Annotated in this window: 15 protein-coding genes and 1 pseudogene; 8 read left to right on the forward strand and 8 right to left on the reverse strand. The window is 71.0% G+C overall.

Annotation, left to right across the window (positions count from 1 at the left end; genetic code table 11):
- Window positions 1-3: 3 nt before the first annotated feature.
- A complete protein-coding gene (locus tag ABB07_RS17305; RefSeq protein WP_208896711.1) occupies window positions 4-1,128 on the reverse strand; it encodes an alpha/beta hydrolase in 1,125 nt (374 codons plus the stop codon).
- Window positions 1,129-1,355: 227 nt separating this feature from the next.
- Here ABB07_RS17305 and ABB07_RS17310 point away from each other — a divergent pair, with 227 nt between their 5' ends.
- From ABB07_RS17310 to ABB07_RS17335, 6 genes and pseudogenes are all read left to right on the forward strand, one after another.
- Window positions 1,356-3,170: a phosphatidylglycerol lysyltransferase domain-containing protein gene (locus ABB07_RS17310; RefSeq protein ID WP_208899551.1), complete on the forward strand. Its 1,815-nt coding sequence runs from the start codon at window positions 1,356-1,358 to the stop codon at window positions 3,168-3,170.
- A gap of 175 nt (window positions 3,171-3,345) precedes the next feature.
- Window positions 3,346-4,236: pseudogene (gene folP / locus ABB07_RS17315) on the forward strand (dihydropteroate synthase); the annotation flags it as partial.
- 200 nt (window positions 4,237-4,436) lie between these two features.
- Complete coding sequence (locus ABB07_RS17320) at window positions 4,437-4,964, forward strand: nuclear transport factor 2 family protein (protein WP_208899552.1); 528 nt, start codon at window positions 4,437-4,439, stop codon at window positions 4,962-4,964.
- Between the two features lie 263 nt (window positions 4,965-5,227).
- Window positions 5,228-5,587 carry a dihydroneopterin aldolase gene (gene folB, locus ABB07_RS17325; RefSeq protein WP_208899553.1) on the forward strand — a complete coding sequence of 120 codons (360 nt, stop codon included), beginning with the start codon at window positions 5,228-5,230 and terminating at the stop codon, window positions 5,585-5,587.
- Window positions 5,584-6,195, forward strand: a complete 612-nt coding sequence (gene folK, locus ABB07_RS17330) for a 2-amino-4-hydroxy-6-hydroxymethyldihydropteridine diphosphokinase (protein WP_208899554.1) — start codon at window positions 5,584-5,586, stop codon at window positions 6,193-6,195. The genes folB and folK overlap by 4 nt, the downstream gene beginning before the upstream one ends.
- Before the next feature lie 79 nt (window positions 6,196-6,274).
- On the forward strand, window positions 6,275-6,763 hold the full coding sequence (locus tag ABB07_RS17335) for a DUF3180 domain-containing protein (protein WP_208899555.1): 489 nt from the start codon (window positions 6,275-6,277) through the stop codon (window positions 6,761-6,763).
- Between the two features lie 24 nt (window positions 6,764-6,787).
- On the opposite strand, the gene folE is transcribed toward ABB07_RS17335, so the two are convergent.
- The 6 genes from folE to dacB form a co-directional block, all read right to left on the reverse strand.
- Window positions 6,788-7,393 (reverse strand): GTP cyclohydrolase I FolE, encoded by a 606-nt coding sequence (gene folE, locus ABB07_RS17340; protein ID WP_208899556.1) that lies wholly within the window; start codon window positions 7,391-7,393, stop codon window positions 6,788-6,790.
- Window positions 7,394-7,525: 132 nt separating this feature from the next.
- The gene (gene ftsH, locus ABB07_RS17345) at window positions 7,526-9,565 is read right to left on the reverse strand and encodes an ATP-dependent zinc metalloprotease FtsH (RefSeq protein WP_208899557.1); all 2,040 of its coding nucleotides are present in this window, start codon (window positions 9,563-9,565) and stop codon (window positions 7,526-7,528) included.
- Between the two features lie 215 nt (window positions 9,566-9,780).
- Window positions 9,781-10,341, reverse strand: a complete 561-nt coding sequence (hpt, locus tag ABB07_RS17350) for a hypoxanthine phosphoribosyltransferase (RefSeq protein ID WP_031165039.1) — start codon at window positions 10,339-10,341, stop codon at window positions 9,781-9,783.
- 48 nt (window positions 10,342-10,389) lie between these two features.
- Window positions 10,390-11,469, reverse strand: a complete 1,080-nt coding sequence (gene tilS, locus ABB07_RS17355) for a tRNA lysidine(34) synthetase TilS (protein ID WP_208899558.1) — start codon at window positions 11,467-11,469, stop codon at window positions 10,390-10,392.
- Window positions 11,470-11,659: 190 nt separating this feature from the next.
- Entirely contained in the window at window positions 11,660-12,805 is a 1,146-nt protein-coding gene (locus ABB07_RS17360; RefSeq protein WP_208899559.1) for a zinc-dependent metalloprotease, read from the reverse strand.
- A gap of 168 nt (window positions 12,806-12,973) precedes the next feature.
- On the reverse strand, window positions 12,974-14,563 hold the full coding sequence (gene dacB / locus ABB07_RS17365) for a D-alanyl-D-alanine carboxypeptidase/D-alanyl-D-alanine endopeptidase (RefSeq protein WP_244189399.1): 1,590 nt from the start codon (window positions 14,561-14,563) through the stop codon (window positions 12,974-12,976).
- Window positions 14,564-14,642: 79 nt separating this feature from the next.
- Between dacB and ABB07_RS17370 the strand changes: the two genes are divergently transcribed.
- Window positions 14,643-15,134 carry an inorganic diphosphatase gene (locus ABB07_RS17370; protein ID WP_031115900.1) on the forward strand — a complete coding sequence of 164 codons (492 nt, stop codon included), beginning with the start codon at window positions 14,643-14,645 and terminating at the stop codon, window positions 15,132-15,134.
- 118 nt (window positions 15,135-15,252) lie between these two features.
- Window positions 15,253-16,908, forward strand: coding sequence for a threonine/serine exporter family protein (locus ABB07_RS17375; protein ID WP_208899560.1), 1,656 nt, complete (start codon window positions 15,253-15,255; stop codon window positions 16,906-16,908).
- A gap of 75 nt (window positions 16,909-16,983) precedes the next feature.
- Here ABB07_RS17375 and ABB07_RS17380 read toward each other — a convergent pair whose 3' ends face one another.
- The gene (locus ABB07_RS17380; protein ID WP_208899561.1) at window positions 16,984-17,886 is read right to left on the reverse strand and encodes a DedA family protein; all 903 of its coding nucleotides are present in this window, start codon (window positions 17,884-17,886) and stop codon (window positions 16,984-16,986) included.
- Window positions 17,887-17,992: the final 106 nt, after the last annotated feature.

The following is a 17,992-nucleotide window of genomic DNA, read 5'->3' on the forward strand; positions in this document are numbered from 1 at the left end:
GGCTCAGTGGGCGACCAGTCGCGAGCTGAGCCACTGGAGCGTGGCGGGGATCTCCCGCCGCCAGGTGTTGAAGTTGTGCCCGCCGCTGGGAAGGATGATCGACGAAATCCTGGTCACGTTCGTGTCCTGCACACTCTTGATGAACTTGAGCGTGTCCTTGTAGTTGTGCTCACCGACCCTGCTGCTGGTGACGAGCAGCGACGTCTCGGGCGCGGTCAGATGCTTGATCGTCCAGAACAGGTCGGATCGATTCTGCAGGTTCTTGTCGCCGTGGAAGAGGTCCCCGGTCGTGGGGTCGATCGGCGCCTTGTAGTACGGCGACAGGCCGGCGGCGGCCGCGTAGGAACCCGGGTGGTGCATGGCGATCTTCAGCGCGCAGTAACCGCCGGTCGAGTCCCCGACGATGCCCCAGCTGGCGGGCGTCTTGTCGACCCGGTAGTGGGCCATCACCGACTCGCGCAGGTCCTTCGCGAAGAACGTCTCGCTCTGCGGGCCACCGGGAACGTCGACGCACTCGGTGTCGCGCGGCGGCGCCACGGTCGGCCGCAGCATCACCAGGATCATCGGCTGCATCTTCCCCTGCCGGGCCAGCCCCTGAGCCGTACTGGGGTAGTTCAGCTTGTTCACCAGCGCCTCGGCCGTGCCGGGGTAACCCGTGAGGACCACGGACACCGGGAACTTGCGCCCGCTGTTCTTCGGCTGGAAGTACTCCGGGGGCAGATAGACGAACGCCGGCGTGGACAGGTGGGTCGTACGGCCGATGACATCGACCTTCTGCACCTGCCCGGCCACCTGCGGCAGCGTGCTGCTCGCACCGATGACCTTGGACGTGGCGACCACCTGGATGGGACTGTCGGCGCCGCCCGCTATATGGTCGACGACCACGCCCGGGGCGTTCTCCTGGCCGAACAGGTCCGCCCAGCTGGCGTAGAAACCGAACGCCTGGTTGGCGGCGAGGCCCACCGAGGCGAAGAGCGCCAGCTGGGTGGTGAGCAGCAGGCCGACCCGCCCGCTGACGGCCCGCCAGCTCTGCCGGGCCAGCCGCGGCCACAACCACACCGTGCAGACGAACAGCAGCACGGCGAGGACGATCGCCAGCATCAGCACTTTGTTGCTCGTGAGTCCCATGGGCTGTTTCCTGCCTGCGCTTTCCGCCCGGCGCCACCCACGCTTCGTTGCGAAGGCTTGCCCGGGGCTTTCCTTGGCCTTTGACCCGACTTTCCGGTGGGGAGTGAACCTCTCTCCCCGAGACACCGTCCTAGAGGGCGCAATGTCGCCGGATGCCCGATAGGGGCCCGGGTCCAAGGTCTCTCGCAGAACTACGGGATGCGATGTCTGTCAGGATAGATGGGGAAATGTCGGGCGGGGTTCCGAGCCGATCCAGCCGGGCGCGGCGCATACTGCGCGGCCCGCGCCCCGAGGCCGTTCCCGTCCTCGTCGGCAGGGCGGCCGCTCTCGTGGGCGTCCTGGACATTGCCGCGGGCGTGTTCCCGCGCTTCCGTCACAGCCGTATGCACGCCATCGCCGAGGTGCTGCCGGGCTCGTTCGGCCCCTTCGCGGCCGCGCTCTCGCTGAGCTCCGGCGTGCTGTTGCTGCTGCTCGCGCACGGTCTCAAACGGTGCAAGCGCCGGGCGTGGCGGGCCGCGGTCGCGCTGCTGCCGGCGGGCGCGGCGGCACAGTTCGCGTACCGGCACTCGGTCGTCGGCGTGCTCATCGCGGTGGCGCTGCTCGTGCCGCTGCTGCTCCATCGCGACCAGTTCGCGGCCCTGCCGGACCCCCGCAGCAGGTGGCGCGCTCTTACCAACTTCGTACTCATGAGCGCGGGTTCCCTCGTCCTCGGACTCGTCATCGTCAGCGTCCACCCGCACCGGACCATCGGCGATCCGAGCCTGGCCGATCGGCTGACGCACGTCGTCTACGGCCTGTTCGGCTTCGAGGGCCCGGTCGACTACCAGGGCAACACCTCCTGGACCGTCGCCTTCTCCCTCGGCGCGCTCGGCTGGATCACCGCCGTCACCACCATCTACCTGGCCTTCCGCCCCGAGCACCCGGCCGCCCGCCTCACCGAGGAGGACGAGTCCCGGCTGCGGGCCCTGCTGGAGAAGCACGGCGGACGCGACTCCCTCGGCCACTTCGCGCTGCGCCGCGACAAGGCGGTCGTCTTCTCCCCCAGCGGCAAGGCCGCGGTCACCTACCGCGTCGTCTCCGGCGTGATGCTCGCCAGCGGCGACCCCATCGGCGACGTCGAGGCCTGGCCGGGCGCCATCGAGCGCTTCATGGACGAGGCCAAGGCCCACTCCTGGACGCCCGCCGTCATGGGCTGTTCGGAGACGGGCGGCGAGGTGTGGACCCGTGAGACCGGCCTGGACGCCCTGGAACTGGGCGACGAGGCGGTGGTGGACGTCGCGGATTTCTCGCTCGCCGGTCGCGCGATGCGCAACGTACGGCAAATGGTCAAGCGCATCGAGCGGGCCGGCTACGAAACCCGGGTACGGCGCATCCGTGACCTCGGCGAGGCCGAACTGGAGCGCATCCGCCGGGCGGCGGAGGACTGGCGCGGCACCGACACCGAACGCGGCTTCTCCATGGCGCTCGGCCGCGTCGGCGACCCCGCCGACGGCGACTGCCTGATCGCCACCGCCCACAAGCAGGACGACGAGCCCGGCGAGTACGGCGACCTGAAGGCGGTCCTGCACTTCGTGCCCTGGGGCACGGACGGCGTCTCGCTGGACCTGATGCGCCGCGACCGCAGCGCCGACCCCGGCATGAACGAGCTGCTGATCGTCGCCGCCCTCCAGGCCGCCCCCAAGTTCGGCATCACCCGGGTCTCGCTGAACTTCGCGATGTTCCGCTCCGCCCTCGCGCGCGGCGAGAAGATCGGCGCCGGGCCGGTGCTGCGCGCGTGGCGCGGGCTGCTGGTGTTCCTCTCGCGCTGGTTCCAGATCGAGTCGCTGTACAAGTTCAACGCCAAGTTCCAGCCGCGCTGGGAACCCCGCTTCGTGGTCTACCGCAACAGCGCCGACCTGCCCCGCATCGGCTTCGCCGCCATGCAGGCGGAGGGCTTCGTCAACTTCGCCCTGCCGCTCCCGCGCTTCCTGCGCCGGCGCAGGGCGGCCGCCGAGCGCCCCTGCGCGCACTCCGTGGCGGAACGGGACGTCCGCGCGGCCTGAGCCCTGCGGGACGGTATGCGGTCCGCGCGGACCGATCAGTGCGCGACGGCCTGCGGGCCGCAGGACCGATCGGTGCGGTCCCAGGACGGGCCCGGGTGGGCGCCCCCCTCCAGCACGGGGCTTCCGCCCGGGCCGCCGCGCGTTCCCGGCGCGCTCCTGGGCCTACGCTGAACGTATGAACAACCTCAGCGGGCGCGGCCGGGTCGCCGGCCTTCCGGCATGGGACCGGTGCGCGGTCATGGGTGTCGTCAACGTGACCCCCGACTCCTTCTCCGACGGCGGCCGCTGGTTCGACACCACCGGCGCCGTCAAGCACGGCCTGGACCTCGTCGCCGAGGGCGCCGACCTGGTCGACGTCGGCGGCGAGTCCACCCGCCCCGGCGCCACCCGGGTGGACGAGGACGAGGAACTCAGGCGGGTCATCCCGGTCGTCCGCGGCCTCGCCTCCGAAGGCGTCGTCGTCTCCGTCGACACCATGCGCGCCTCCGTCGCCGCGCAGTCCCTCGCGGCCGGCGCCGCCCTCGTCAACGACGTCAGCGGCGGCCTCGCCGACCCCGCGATGATCCCGGTGGTCGCCGACGCGGGCGCCCCCTTCGTCGTCATGCACTGGCGCGGCTTCCTCCAGGGCGGCAACGTCAAGGGGACCTACGACGACGTCGTCACCGAAGTCGTGGACGAGCTGCACGCACGCGTGGAGGCCGTTCTGGCCGGCGGCATCGCCCCCGACCGCATCGTGGTCGACCCCGGTCTCGGCTTCTCCAAGGAGGCCGAGCACGACCTGGCCCTCCTCGCCCACCTCGACCGCCTGCGCACCCTCGGCCACCCGCTGCTCGTCGCCGCATCCCGCAAGCGGTTCCTCGGCCGCGTCCTCGCCGGCCCCGAGGGCGCACCGCCGCCGGCCCGGGAGCGCGACGCCGCCACGGCCGCCGTCTCCGCGCTCGCCGCGCACAACGGCGCGTGGGCAGTGCGCGTCCACGAGGTACGCGCCACCGCGGACGCGGTACGGGTCGCGCGCGCCGTGGAAGGGGCGCGTACGCCGGGCTCCACGCCGGAGACGCGCGGTGAACGCGTGGCGCATGAGGCAGGGAACACGCCCGGCGCTGAGGGCGAACGCGGGGTGCGTCCGGCGACGGTCGCGCCGCGCTCGGAGGGCGCACACCCGGCGCACCCCACGGACAACACGCCGAGCGCCGTGCGCGAGCCCGGGGCGTGCGGCAGTGGACGCGCGCCCAGCGCCCCGGATGAGCGCGGGGCGGAAGGACCCCGGTGAGCGCCCCTCATACCGACGTCGAGCAGGTGGAGGCCGCCAACACCGCCTTCTACGAGGCGATGGAACGCGGCGACTTCGAGGACCTGTCCTCCCTCTGGCTCGCCCCCTCCGACCTGGGCGTGGACGAGGAGTACCACGACCCGGCGGACACCGGCGTGATCTCCTGCGTGCACCCCGGCTGGCCGGTGCTCACCGGCCGCGGCGAGGTCCTCAGGTCATACGCCCTGATCATGGCCAACACCGACTACATCCAGTTCTTCCTCACCGACGTGCACGTCTCCGTCACCGGCGACACCGCCCTCGTCACCTGCACCGAGAACATCCTCAGCGGCGGCCCGGCCCCCGAGGACGGCGCGGAACTCGGACCGCTGGTCGGCCAGCTCGTCGTCGCCACGAACGTGTTCCGGCGCACACCCTCCGGCTGGAAACTCTGGTCACACCACGCCTCCCCGGTCCTGGCCGAGAGCGCCGACGACGAACCCGGCGCCGACGGGGCGAATCCGGACGACGGCCCCCTCGCCTGACCGGGTAGACGCTCCACAGGAAAGCGAGCAGGAGGAATGAAGAAGTGGTTGGAATCACCTACCCCGGGGTAGAAGCCGCTACCAGCCCATGACACCGCCGGGTTTCCCTGGGGAAACACGGGATGAACCCTCGTGGTCCCGGCCCGGGCCCGCAGCTCGCGGCCCGGTTTTGTCAGTGCCCGCAGGTAGATTCGTCTGAGGCCGGTGTGCCGCCCGCACGTGGTACGGACCGGTCCTTCCCGACGATTGCAGGAGTGATTCGCGTGGATCGTGTCGCGCTGCGCGGCCTCAAGGCCCGCGGGCACCACGGTGTGTTCCCCAAGGAGCGCGAGGAGGGCCAGACCTTCATCGTGGACCTCGTCCTGGGGCTGGACACCCGGCCGGCGGCTGCGGACGACGACCTGGCGAAGACCGTCCACTACGGCATCGTGGCCGAGGAGGTCGTGGCCGTGGTCGAGGGCGAGCCGGTGGACCTCATCGAGACGCTCGCCGAGCGGATCGCCCAGACCTGCCTGAAGCACGAAGGGGTCCAGGAGGTCGAGGTCTGCGTCCACAAGCCCGACGCACCGATCACCGTCCCCTTCGACGACGTGACCGTCACCATCACCCGGAGCCGAGTATGACCCGACCTTTCCTCCAGGGTCACAGCGACCCGACCGTCCAGCCGGTGCCCGCCTCGGTGGTCGAGCAGGTCGACGCCGCCGACACGACCCTGCAGAACCCCAAATGGGCCGTCATCTCCATCGGCTCCAACCTCGGCAACCGCCTGGAGACCCTCCAGGGCGCCGTCGACGCGCTCGAGGACACCCCCGGCGTCCGCGTGAAGGCCGTCTCCCCGGTGTACGAGACCGAGCCCTGGGGCGTCGAGCCCGGCAGCCAGCCGTCGTACTTCAACGCGGTCGTGGCCCTCAAGACCACCCTGCCCCCCTCCTCCCTCCTGGAGCGGGCCCACGCCATCGAGGAGGCGTACCAACGCGTCCGCGACGAACACTGGGGCCCGCGCACCCTGGACGTCGACATCGTCGCCTACGCCGACGTCACCTCCGACGACCCCCAGCTCACCCTCCCCCACCCGCGCGCCCACGAGCGCGCCTTCGTGCTCGCGCCCTGGCACGACGTGGACCCGCAGGCCCAGCTTCCCGGCCGCGGGGCGGTGGCCGAACTGCTGTCGGCCGTCACCCGTGCGGGCGTCCAGCCCCGCGAGGACCTGGAACTCCGACTGCCCGAGTAGTCGTTAAGGTCAAGACGACTCGACGACAAGGCCGAGACGACCGCCGTCCGGACCGGTCCGGGGGAGCTGAAGGGACACCGTGAGAGAGCTGCGCATCAGGGTGCTGGCGGGCGTGTTCGTCGTGGCCGGGATCCTGTCCTGGGCGGGCGCCCGCCTCTGGAACTCGATCGGGACCCTTCCCAGCGTCCCCCTGGCCGCCCCCATCGTGCTCGCCCTGATCGCGGTGGTCCTGCTCGCGACGGCGCTCTCGCTGCGCGCCCGCTTCAAGGCCCAGCGCGAGCGCCGCCCCGGCGCGAAGGGCGTCGACCCCCTGATGGCCGCCCGCGCGGTCGTCTTCGGGCAGGCCAGCGCCCTGGTCGCCGCGCTCGTCGCCGGCATGTACGGCGGCACGGGCGTCTTCCTGCTGGAACTGCTGGACATCCCCGCCCGCCGCGACCAGGCCTTCTACGCCGGCTTCTCGGTCCTGGCCGGCATCGGCGTCATAGCGGCGGCCCTGTTCCTGGAGCGGGTCTGCAAACTCCCGGAGGACGAGGACCAGAACCCCCAGGGAGCGGAACCGGCGGCATGACCGCCGGTCTCCCCACGCACCGGTTCAGTGCGCCATGATCAGGCTCATGGCCTCGTTCCGCGTCGCCGCGTCCCGCAGCTGACCGCGCACGGCGGACGTTATGGTCTTCGCGCCCGGCTTGCGGATGCCGCGCATGGACATGCACATGTGCTCGCACTCGACGACGACGATGACGCCCCGCGGCTCCAGGATCTCCATCAAGGAATCGGCGATCTGCGTGGTGAGTCGTTCCTGCACCTGCGGCCGACGGGCGTAGACGTCGACCAGGCGGGCCAGCTTGGACAGACCGGTGATCTTTCCGGTGACGGACGGGATGTAGCCGACGTGGGCGACGCCTCGGAACGGCACCAGGTGATGCTCACAGGTCGAGTACACCTCGATGTCCTTCACCAGGACCATTTCGTCGTGTCCCAGGTCGAACGTCGTCGTCAGGACATCCTCGGGCTTCTGCCACAGCCCCGCGAAGATCTCCCTGTAGGCCCGCGCCACCCGCGCCGGCGTCTCCCTCAGGCCCTCCCGGTCCGGGTCCTCGCCAACCGCGATCAGCAGTTCCCGTACGGCGTTCTCGGCGCGCTTCTCGTCGAACTCGCCGATGGGGCCCTCGCCGTCCAGCGTCACCGGGTCGGTCATGTGCTTCCTCGTTCCTGAACTTCCAACGCGTGACGGCGGCCACGCGCCTGCTGCGGACATACGAACGCCGCGCCCCCAGGCTAGAACCTGGTGGGCGCGGCGTTCATTCCAGGCCGGTTGGCCGAAACCCGGTCAGTTCTCCGGGCGGTCCTCCGGAGTCTGGTCCGTCACCGGGGCGGATTCCGCGGCGGTGGACTTGGCCGTGCTGATGGCGGCCGTCGCGCCGTTCGCGCCGTTGGTCAGGGCCAGCTCCTTGGGGGAGAGCACCGGCGGGCGGGTGGACGGGGTGCGGCGGGAGGAGCCGGTCCAGGCGGGCCGCGGCGGGCGCTTGACGACCGGGGCGAAGATCTCGGCGATCTCCTCCTTGCCGAGGGTCTCCTTCTCCAGCAGCTGGAGAACGAGGTTGTCGAGCACGTCGCGGTTCTCGACCAGGATCTCCCAGGCCTCGTTGTGCGCGGTCTCGATGAGCTTCTTGACCTCTTCGTCGACCAGCGCGGCGACCTCTTCGGAGTAGTCGCGCTGGTGAGCCATCTCACGGCCGAGGAAGGGCTCGCTGTTGTCGCCGCCGAACTTGATGGCGCCGAGCCGCTCGGTCATGCCGTACTGCGTGACCATCGCGCGGGCCAGGTTGGTGGCCTTCTCGATGTCGTTCGCGGCGCCGGTGGTCGGGTCGTGGAAGACCAGTTCCTCGGCGGCGCGTCCGCCCAGCATGTAGGCGAGCTGGTCGAGCATCTCGTTGCGCGTGGTCGAGTACTTGTCCTCGTCGGGCAGGACCATCGTGTAGCCGAGGGCGCGGCCGCGGGACAGGATCGTGATCTTGTGGACCGGGTCGGAGTTCGGCGATGCCGCCGCGACCAGGGCGTGACCGCCCTCGTGGTACGCGGTGATCTTCTTCTCCTTGTCCGACATGATCCGGGTCCGCTTCTGCGGGCCCGCGACCACGCGGTCGATCGCCTCGTCCAGCGCGCGGTTGTCGATCAGCTTCTGGTCGCCTCGGGCGGTCAGGAGGGCCGCCTCGTTGAGGACGTTGGCCAGGTCGGCGCCGGTCATGCCGGGAGTGCGGCGGGCGACGGCGGCCAGGTCGACGTCGGGCGCGACCGGCTTGCCCTTCTGGTGGACCTTGAGGATCTCCAGGCGGCCCTGCAGGTCCGGCGGGTCGACCGCGATCTGGCGGTCGAAGCGGCCGGGGCGCAGCAGCGCGGGGTCGAGGATGTCGGGGCGGTTGGTGGCGGCGATGAGGATCACGCCGCCCTTGACGTCGAAGCCGTCCATCTCGACGAGCAGCTGGTTCAGGGTCTGCTCGCGCTCGTCGTGACCACCGCCGAGGCCGGCGCCGCGGTGGCGGCCGACCGCGTCGATCTCGTCGACGAAGACGATCGCCGGGGCGTTCGCCTTGGCCTGCTCGAAGAGGTCACGGACTCGGGAGGCGCCGACACCGACGAACATCTCGACGAAGTCGGAGCCGGAGATCGAGTAGAAGGGGACGCCCGCCTCGCCGGCCACGGCGCGCGCGAGCAGGGTCTTACCGGTACCCGGGCGGCCGTAGAGCAGCACACCCTTGGGGATCTTGGCGCCGACGGCCTGGAACTTGGCCGGCTCCTGCAGGAACTCCTTGATCTCGTGGAGTTCCTCGACGGCCTCGTCGCAGCCGGCGACGTCGGAGAAGGTCGTCTTCGGGGTGTCCTTGGTGATGAGCTTGGCCTTGGACTTCCCGAAGTTCATCACCCGGGAGCCGCCGCCCTGCATCTGGTTCATCAGGAACAGGAAGACGACCACGATCAGGACGAACGGCAGCAGGGAGAGCAGGACGCCGACGAACGGGTTCTGCTTGGACGGCGAGACCGTGTAGCCGTCCGGGATCTGCTTGTCCTGGTACTTGGTCTGCAGCTGGCCGGCGATGGTCACGCCCTGGTCGCCGATGTAGCTCGCCTGGATCTTGGAGCTGCCGTCGACCTTCTGGCCGTCCTTGAGGGTGACCTTGATGGTCTGCTCGTCGCCGGTGGTGAGCTTGGCCGACTGGACCCTGTTGTCATTGATCGCCGCGACGACCTGGCCGGTGTCCACCGTCTTGTAGCCGCCGGACGAGCCGACGACCTGCATCAACACGACCACGGCAAGGACGGCCAGCACGATCCACATGACCGGCCCACGGAAGTATCGCTTCACGTCCATCCATACGGAGCGGTGCCGCCCCGTCCCTCCTGCCATAGTGAGTTTGATAAGACAGTTCTTCTGACGGTACCCCAGCGTGGTGGTCCGAAGCCGCACGAAGTCCGCTTCGGGGGCCGGGGAGCCCGTCTCTGCATGCTCCAACGGCCCGGAACCCGCCGGGGTTCCCGATCGTCCTACAAGGCTTGAGCCGAGTGGCTCACACCGTCCCGGCCGGCTCAGCCGCCGTAGACGTGGGGCGCGAGCGTACCGACGAACGGCAGGTTGCGGTACTTCTCGGCGTAGTCGAGGCCGTAGCCGACGACGAACTCGTTCGGGATGTCGAAGCCGACCCACTCGACGTCGATGGCGACCTTGGCGGCGTCCGGCTTGCGCAGCAGGGTGCACACCTTGAGGGACGCGGGCTCGCGGGAGCCGAGGTTGTTGATCAGCCACGACAGGGTCAGGCCGGAGTCGATGATGTCCTCGACGATCAGGACGTGCTTGCCCTTGATGTCGGTGTCGAGGTCCTTGAGGATCCGCACGACACCGGAGGACTGGGTGCCCGCGCCGTAGGAGGACACGGCCATCCAGTCCATGGTGACGGGGGTGGACAGCGCCCGGGCGAGGTCCGCCATGACCATCACGGCGCCCTTCAGGACGCCGACGATGAGCAGGTCCTTGCCCGCGTACTCCGCGTCGATCTTCGCGGCCAGCTCGGCCAGCTTCGCGTCGATCTCTTCCTTGGTGATGAGCACCTGCTGGAGGTCGGCACCCATGTCTTTCGCGTCCACCCGCATCACTTTCGGTCGTCCCACCGGCCGCTCACCCCTCGTGGGGGCGAGGATTCAGCCTTGCCGAATCACCAGTCTGCCACCCTGCCGCTGGGCGACGACCCTGCCCGGGAGGTTGATGGCTCCCTGGCCGCGCCAGCCGGTGATCAGGCGGTCGACTTCCTCGATGTGGCGTGCGAAGAGGGAACCTGCCGGGGCCCCGGCCTCGATGGCGGCGCGGCGCAGGATGCGCCGGCGTACCGCGGACGGGAGGGCGTAGAGCTTGGTGCACTCCAGCTGACCTGCGGCGTCGCGTACGGAGGCCTCGGCCTGGCTGGCCCACGCGTCGAGGGCGTCGGCGTCGTCGCGGGAGAGCTGGGCGGTGCGGGCGAGCGCCTCCACGACCCCTTTGCCGAGGGCCTTCTCCAGGGCGGGCAGGCCTTCGTGGCGGAGCCGGGAGCGGGTGTAGGCCGGGTCGGCGTTGTGAGGATCGTCCCAGACCGGGAGGGACTGGACCATGCAGGCCTTGCGGGCGGTCTGCCGGTCGAGCTGCAGGAAGGGGCGCCGGTAGCGGCCGCCGGCCCCCGAGACCGCGGCCATCCCGGACAGGGAGCGGATGCCGGAGCCGCGGGCGAGGCCGAGCAGGACGGTCTCGGCCTGGTCGTCGCGGGTGTGGCCGAGCAGGACGGCGGTGGCGCCGTGGCGTTCGGCGGCGGTGTCGAGGGCGGCGTAGCGGGCGTCGCGGGCGGCGGCTTCGGGCCCGCCGTCGCGGCCTACGGTCACGGCGACGGACTCGACGGGGTCGAGGCCGAGTTCGCGCAGGCGCTGGACGACCTCGTCGGCGCGGAGGTCGGAGCCGGGCTGGAGGCCGTGGTCGATGGTGACGCCGCCGGCGCGGACGCCGAGCTTGGGCGCTTCGAAGGCGAGGGCGGAGGCGAGGGCCATGGAGTCGGCGCCGCCGGAGCATGCGACGAGCACGAGCGGGGAGGGGGGCCGCTCGGCCGTGGGGTCCGGGTGCGTGCCGAAGGCCCGCCGATCCGGCGCGCCGGGGGCGTGCAGGCCCGGGCCGCCGGGGGTCTGGTGGTCGTTGAGGATGTCGTGGAGGACGCGGCGGACCGCCAGGCGTATCGCCGCGACCGCAGGATGGGGACCCATGTCCGGTTCCCTTCATGAAGTTTTCGGGGGTGAGCCCGAGCCGGTCACTCAGAGTGTGTAGATGGTGACAGAAGCGGGCGGTTCCCCGAGCATTGCACGCCTACGCATGGCTCACGGTCCCTCGGACGGGTGATTGGGAGGGCGTTCGCCTGCCGTCGGCCGGATTCGTTTCACGACGTGTCCATGCCGTTCACGACTCGGCCTTGCGGTGCACCCGCGCGACCCAGTCCGCCGGTTTGGCGATCTCCGCCTTGGTGGGCAGGGTGTTGGGCGAGGTCCACACCCGGTTGAAGCCGTCGGTGCCGACCTGCTCGACGACGGCCCGGACGAACCGTTCGCCGTCCCGGTACTGCCTCAGTTTGGCATCCAGACCCAGCAGCTTGCGCAGGGCGATGTCGAGGCGGGAGGCGCCCTTGGCGCGGCGCTGCTGGAACTTCTCCCGGATCTCCGCCACGGTGGGTACGACGCTGGGGCCGACGCCGTCCATGACGTAGTCGGCGTGGCCCTCCAGCAGGGACATCACGGCGGTGAGGCGGGCGAGGATCTCGCGCTGGGCGGGGGTCTGCACCAGCTCCACGAAGGAGCGGCCGCCGTCCTCCTCCTCGCCCTCGGGGCGGCCTCCGGCGAGGGACTGGGCGGCGTCCCTGATGCGCTCCAGGAAGGTCATCGGATCGACGTCGGTCTCGGCCAAGAACGACTGGATTTCGCCCTCCAGGTGGTCGCGCAGCCAGGGCACGGCCGTGAACTGGGTGCGGTGGGTCTCCTCGTGCAGGCACACCCACAGGCGGAAGTCGTGCGGGTCGACGTCGAGTTCGCGTTCGACGTGGACGATGTTCGGTGCGACGAGGAGGAGCCGGCCGCCACTCGGTGCATCAGGGGGGCCGCCGGCCGGGAGGTCGCGGGTGGCGGGCGCGAAGGTCTCGTACTGGCCGAGGACACGGGAGGACAGGAACGACAGCAGCATGCCGAGTTCGACGCCGGTGACCTTGCCGCCGACGGTGCCGAGGACCGCGCCGGTGGGGCTGCCGGCGCGCCGTTCCTGCATCTTCTCCAGCAGGGGCCGGAGGATCTCGCGGAATCCGGCGACGTTGGCGCGGACCCAGCCGGGGCGGTCGACCACCAGGACGGGGGTGTCGTGGACCTCGTCGGTGCCCATACGAGTGAAGCCCCGGACGTGTTCCTCCGAGGCCTTGGCGTGCCGGCGCAGCTCCGCGACGACGGCGCGGGCCTCGTCGCGGCTGACGTCGGGGCCCGGTCGTACGAGCCGTGTCGCGGTCGCCACCGCGAGGTTCCAGTCGACCATCCCGGGAGATGTGGTGCCACCGAAGCCAGTCATGTCGTCAACCGTACGGGAACGTTCCCACTGGGGGCAGGCCGTGTGGGGCGGGCAGGGCCGGGGGTGTTGCCGTGACACGTGGTGCTGTCCGCCCCGTGCTGTCCACCGGGCGATGGCGGCCGGAACCCGCGGCGGGCGGCGGGAGTCACCTGCGGCCGCCGGCGGGTGTCATCTGCAGCCGCATCCCGCCAGTGCCGTGGCCGTCCGGTCCAGGGCCGACTCGGCCGCCTGGGCGTCCGTCGTGCCGGAGGCCATGAAGGCGAAGGCCAGGAGGCGGCCGTCGGCGTCGACGACCGTGCCGGCAAGGGTGTTCACGCCGGTCAGGGTGCCGGTCTTGGCGCGTACGACGCCGGCCGCGGTGTCGGTGTAGCGGTCGGCCAGGGTGCCGGTGAAGCCGGCCACGGGCAGGCCGGTGAGGACGGGGCGCAGCCCGGGGCGGCCGGGGTCGCCGGCGGTGACCAGGAGGGCGGTGAGGAGGTCGGCGGTGAGCCGGTCGTCGCGGTCGAGGCCGCTGCCGTCGTGGAAGGAGGCGCCGGTCATCGGCAGGCCCAGCTTGGTCAGCCGGGCGGAGACCGCCTCGGCGCCGCCGTCGAAGCTGCCGGGTTGGCCGCTGGTGAGGGCCGTCTGGCGGGCCAGGGCCTCGGCGATGTCGTTGTCGCTGTTGGTCAGCATGCGCTCGACCACGTCGGCCAGCGGGGGCGAGGAGACCGTGGCGAGGGTCTGCGCGCGCGTGCTGGCCTTGGAGGGGCCGGGGGGTGTGGTGGTGATGCCGGCGTCCTTCAGGAAGCCCGCGAACCTGGCCGCCGCGTCCTTCGCTGGGTCGCTCACGCGGGGCGCCGGTCCGCTGCTGGAGCCGTCGGTGCGGCCCTCGTCGGCGATCAGGGCGCTGACCGGGGCGAGGTTGTCGTTGACGCCGATGGGGTGCAGGGCGGGGCCGGAGTACAGGGTCGTGTCGTAGGAGAGCGTGACCTTGTGGACGCCGCGCTTGGCCAGGGCCTTCGCGGTGTCCGCCGCCAGGGTGCGCAGGCTCGCCCAGCCGTCGCTGTTCTTGCGGGCGGTGAGGGTGGGGTCGCCGCCGCCGACCAGGACGAGTTCACCGGTGTCGGGTTCGAGGGCGGCGCGGGTGGTGAAGCGGTGGTCGGGGCCCAGGGCGGACAGGGCGGCGACGGCGGTGGCGATCTTGGTGGTGGAGGCGGGGGTGAGGGCCTCGTCGGCGTCCGTGCCGTACAGCCGCTTGCCGGTGGCCACGTCGACGACGGCGGCCGCGCGGGTGCCGCCGAGCGCGGAGGCGCCCAGGAGGGGCTTCAGGACGTCGGAGAGGGCTTTTCCGTCCCGTGGGGCCTCCTTGATGCCGACGGCGCTCGTCGTGCCGTCCAGGCCCACCAGGACGGGTGCGGCGCTCGGCGCGGGCCGGGGTGTGGCCGTCGTCCCGGACCGGCCGTGATCTGCGCCACCTGTCCGCTCCAGGGCGGCGGCCCGGTCCCGCTCGGCCGTACGCTGACCGTTGGCGTCCCAGGGGCCGGCCGCGGTCACCACACCGGCGGCCAGTGCCAGGCCGGCGGTGGCGGCGCCCGCGGTGTACTGCCAGGTCCTGAGGGCCCGTGACCGCGGCGGATGCGGCGCCAGGGCCCGCGTCCACCGCGTGATCCGCGGCCTCGCGGCCGCCCCGGCCCGCGCCAGACGCGGTCGTACGGCGTTCGCGATCCGCTCCACCCGCGGTCTCGCGGCCCGCCACGGCCTCAGCTCTGGCACGACCACCAGCCCCTTTCGCGATCACACACCTGCGTGAGGGACACTTAATCACCAGAACTATGTGCTGATCATGGAGGAGCCACCGGTGGAGTTCGACGTCACGATCGAGATCCCGAAGGGTTCGCGCAACAAGTACGAGGTGGATCACGAGACGGGTCGGATCCGCCTGGACCGTCGTCTCTTCACCTCGACCGCCTACCCGACCGACTACGGCTTCGTCGAGAACACCCTCGGCGAGGACGGCGACCCGCTGGACGCGCTGGTCATCCTGGACGAGCCGACCTTCCCGGGCTGCCTGATCAAGTGCCGCGCGATCGGCATGTTCCGCATGACGGACGAGGCGGGCGGCGACGACAAGCTGCTGTGCGTTCCGGCCACCGACCCGCGGGTGGAGCACCTGCGCGACATCCACCACGTGTCGGAGTTCGACCGCCTGGAGATCCAGCACTTCTTCGAGGTGTACAAGGACCTCGAGCCCGGCAAGTCGGTCGAGGGCGCCAACTGGGTGGGCCGCACCGACGCCGAGGCGGAGATCGAGCGGTCGTACAAGCGCTTCAAGGAGCAGGGCGGCCACTGAGCAGTCCTGTCCCGCTGAACGGGCCGCACGCGTGCGTGTGCGGCCCGTTTGTACGTCCGCTGCCCGTCCATGCGCATACTGAGCCGTACGGAAGGTGTCGTTCAGGGAGCGGTGCGAGGTGACGGAGGCGGAGGACCGCAAGCCCCGGTCGGACGAGGCGCGGTACGACCCGGAGATCACGTCCGAGTTCGCCATCCCGGAGGGCATCGAGGTCCCCGAGGGTGGCGGTGAGCCGGAGAGCACCTCGGAGTTCGCCCTGCCGGAGGGCCTTCGGACGCCGCAGCCGCCCGGTGCCGAGCCGGAGGGGTCGGCGTTCAGCCCGCCGAAGACCTACGGCGCCAAGGACGGCCCCACGGCGTTCACCCCGGCCGCCGGGGTTCCGCTGGTCAGCCTGGTCAAGGACGCTCCCTGGCAGGACCGGATGCGCACGATGCTGCGCATGCCGGTGGCCGAGCGGCCCGCGCCCGAGCCGGTGCAGCGGGTGGAGGAGGAGGGCCCGGCCGTCCCGCGCGTGCTCGACCTGACCCTGCGTATCGGCGAGCTGCTGCTGGCCGGCGGCGAGGGCGCGGAGGACGTGGAGGCCGCGATGTTCGCGGTGTGCCGCTCCTACGGCCTGGACCGCTGCGAGCCGAACGTCACCTTCACCCTGCTGTCGATCTCGCACCAGCCGTCGCTGGTGGACGACCCCGTGACGGCCTCGCGGACGGTACGGCGGCGGGGCACCGACTACACGCGGCTCGCGGCCGTGTTCCGGCTGGTGGACGACCTGACCGACCCGGAGACGCATGTCTCCCTGGAGGAGGCCTACCGGCGGCTGGCCGAGATCCGCCGCAACCGCCACCCCTACCCCGGCTGGGCGCTGACCCTGGCCAGCGGGCTGCTGGCGGGTGCGGCCTCGATGCTGGTCGGCGGTGATCTCATCGTGTTCGTCGCGGCGGCCCTCGGCGCGATGCTCGGCGACCGGCTGGCCTGGCTGTGCGCCGGGCGCGGGCTGCCGGAGTTCTACCAGTTCACGGTCGCCGCGATGCCGCCCGCGGCGATCGGCGTGGCGTTCGCGCTGGCGCACGTCGACGTGAAGGCGTCCGCCGTCGTCACCGGTGGACTGTTCGCGCTGCTGCCCGGACGGGCGCTGGTGGCGGGCGTGCAGGACGGTCTGACCGGCTTCTACATCACCGCGTCGGCCCGCCTGCTGGAGGTCCTGTACTTCTTCGTGGGCATCGTCGCGGGCGTGCTGGTCGTCCTGTACTTCGGGGTGAAGGTCGGCGGCAAGCTCAACCCGGACGCGGCGCTCGTCATCAACGAACGGCCGCTGATCCAGATCGCGGCCTCCATGCTGCTGTCGCTGACCTTCGCGGTGCTGCTCCAGCAGGAGCGGTCGACCGTGCTGTGGGTGACCCTCAACGGTGGCGTGGCGTGGACGGTGTACGGCGCGATGCACTACGTCGCCGACATCTCGCCGGTGGCGTCGACCGCCGTGGCGGCGGGGCTGGTCGGTCTGTTCGGGCAGCTGCTGTCGCGGTACCGGTTCGCGTCGGCGCTGCCCTATACGACGGCGGCGATCGGGCCGCTGCTGCCGGGCTCCGCCACGTATTTCGGGCTGCTGAACATGGCCCAGAACGAGGTGGACAAGGGGCTGGTCTCGCTGGCCAACGCGGCGTCATTGGCGATGGCCATCGCGATCGGGGTGAATCTCGGGTCGGAGGTCTTCCGGCTGTTCCTGAGGGTCGGGTCCGCGGGGAAGCGGCGGGCCGCCAAGCGGACCAGGGGCTTTTAGCGCCGCCCAGCTCGGGAATGCCTCATCGTCGGCGGCTCCGGGTCCGTTGCGGTTGCTCGCGCAGTTCCCCGCGCTCTACGGGGCGCGGTAGTTGCCCTGGTTGTAGTCGTACGGGTACTGGTTCCGGTCGTACTGCTGCTGCGGGTACTGCTGCTGGTCGTAGTACTGGTCGCTGCCGTACCCCTGGTTGCCGTACCCCTGGCTGTCGTACCCCTGGTTCCAGTACTGCTGCTCCTGCTGCTCCTCCTGCACGTACGGCTGGTCCGGCTCTATGCGGCGCAGCTGGGTGGTGGCGGTGTCCATGGCCGGGGCCTGCTGGAACTGGGGCCGGGGTGCCGGGGCGGGCTGCGGGGTCCTCTTCTGCTTGGCGCGGGCGCGGAGGAACTCGATCGCGATCGGGACCACGGAGACGAGGACGATCAGGATGAGGATCGCCTCGATGTTGTTCTTGACGAAGCCGATGTCACCGAGCCAGGAGCCGAGCAGGGTGACGCCCGCGCCCCACAGGCAGCCGCCGATGACGTTGAAGATCAGGAACGAGCGGTACTTCATGCCGCTGACGCCGGCGATGATCGGCGTGAACGTGCGCACGATCGGCACGAAGCGGGCCAGGACCAGGGACTTGGGGCCGTACTTCTCGAAGAACTCGTGGGCCTTGGTGACGTTCTCCTGCTTGAACAGGCGGGAGTCCGGGCGGTTGAACAGGGACGGGCCGACCTTCTTGCCGAACATGTAGCCCGCCTGGTCGCCGAGGACCGCGGCGAGGCAGATCAGGCCGATCGCACCCCACAGCGGGAAGTGCATCGCGTGCGAGGTGATCAGCAGGCCGCAGGTGAACAGCAGCGAGTCGCCCGGCAGGAAGAAGCCGATGAGCAGGCCGGACTCGGCGAAGACGACGAGCAGCAGGCCCCAGATGCTGTAGGTGTTCAGCAGGTGGTTGGGGTCGAGCCAGCTCGGGCCGAGGGCGAGTGTCATCACGGGTCCGGGCTCCTGAGGGGGTGAAGGCGGCTACGGCGGCCGCCTCTTCGACGGAGGGCCGCACAAAGCTATCAACGTGATGTGACCGCCCCAGGTTCCACGGGTG

Source organism: Streptomyces incarnatus (genome assembly GCF_001027185.1).
Classification (GTDB): domain Bacteria; phylum Actinomycetota; class Actinomycetes; order Streptomycetales; family Streptomycetaceae; genus Streptomyces; species Streptomyces puniciscabiei.

Excerpts from the sequence above, each read along its gene's own strand:
- ABB07_RS17305 (WP_208896711.1), bottom strand. The coding sequence starts at position 1,128 with ATGGGACTCACGAGCAACAAAGTGCTGATGCTGGCGATCGTCCTCGCC.
- ABB07_RS17310 (WP_208899551.1), top strand. The coding sequence starts at position 1,356 with ATGTCGGGCGGGGTTCCGAGCCGATCCAGCCGGGCGCGGCGCATACTG.
- folK (WP_208899554.1), top strand. The coding sequence starts at position 5,584 with ATGACCCGACCTTTCCTCCAGGGTCACAGCGACCCGACCGTCCAGCCG.
- folE (WP_208899556.1), bottom strand. The coding sequence starts at position 7,393 with ATGACCGACCCGGTGACGCTGGACGGCGAGGGCCCCATCGGCGAGTTC.
- ftsH (WP_208899557.1), bottom strand. The coding sequence starts at position 9,565 with ATGGACGTGAAGCGATACTTCCGTGGGCCGGTCATGTGGATCGTGCTG.
- hpt (WP_031165039.1), bottom strand. The coding sequence starts at position 10,341 with ATGCGGGTGGACGCGAAAGACATGGGTGCCGACCTCCAGCAGGTGCTC.
- tilS (WP_208899558.1), bottom strand. The coding sequence starts at position 11,469 with ATGGGTCCCCATCCTGCGGTCGCGGCGATACGCCTGGCGGTCCGCCGC.
- ABB07_RS17360 (WP_208899559.1), bottom strand. The coding sequence starts at position 12,805 with ATGACTGGCTTCGGTGGCACCACATCTCCCGGGATGGTCGACTGGAAC.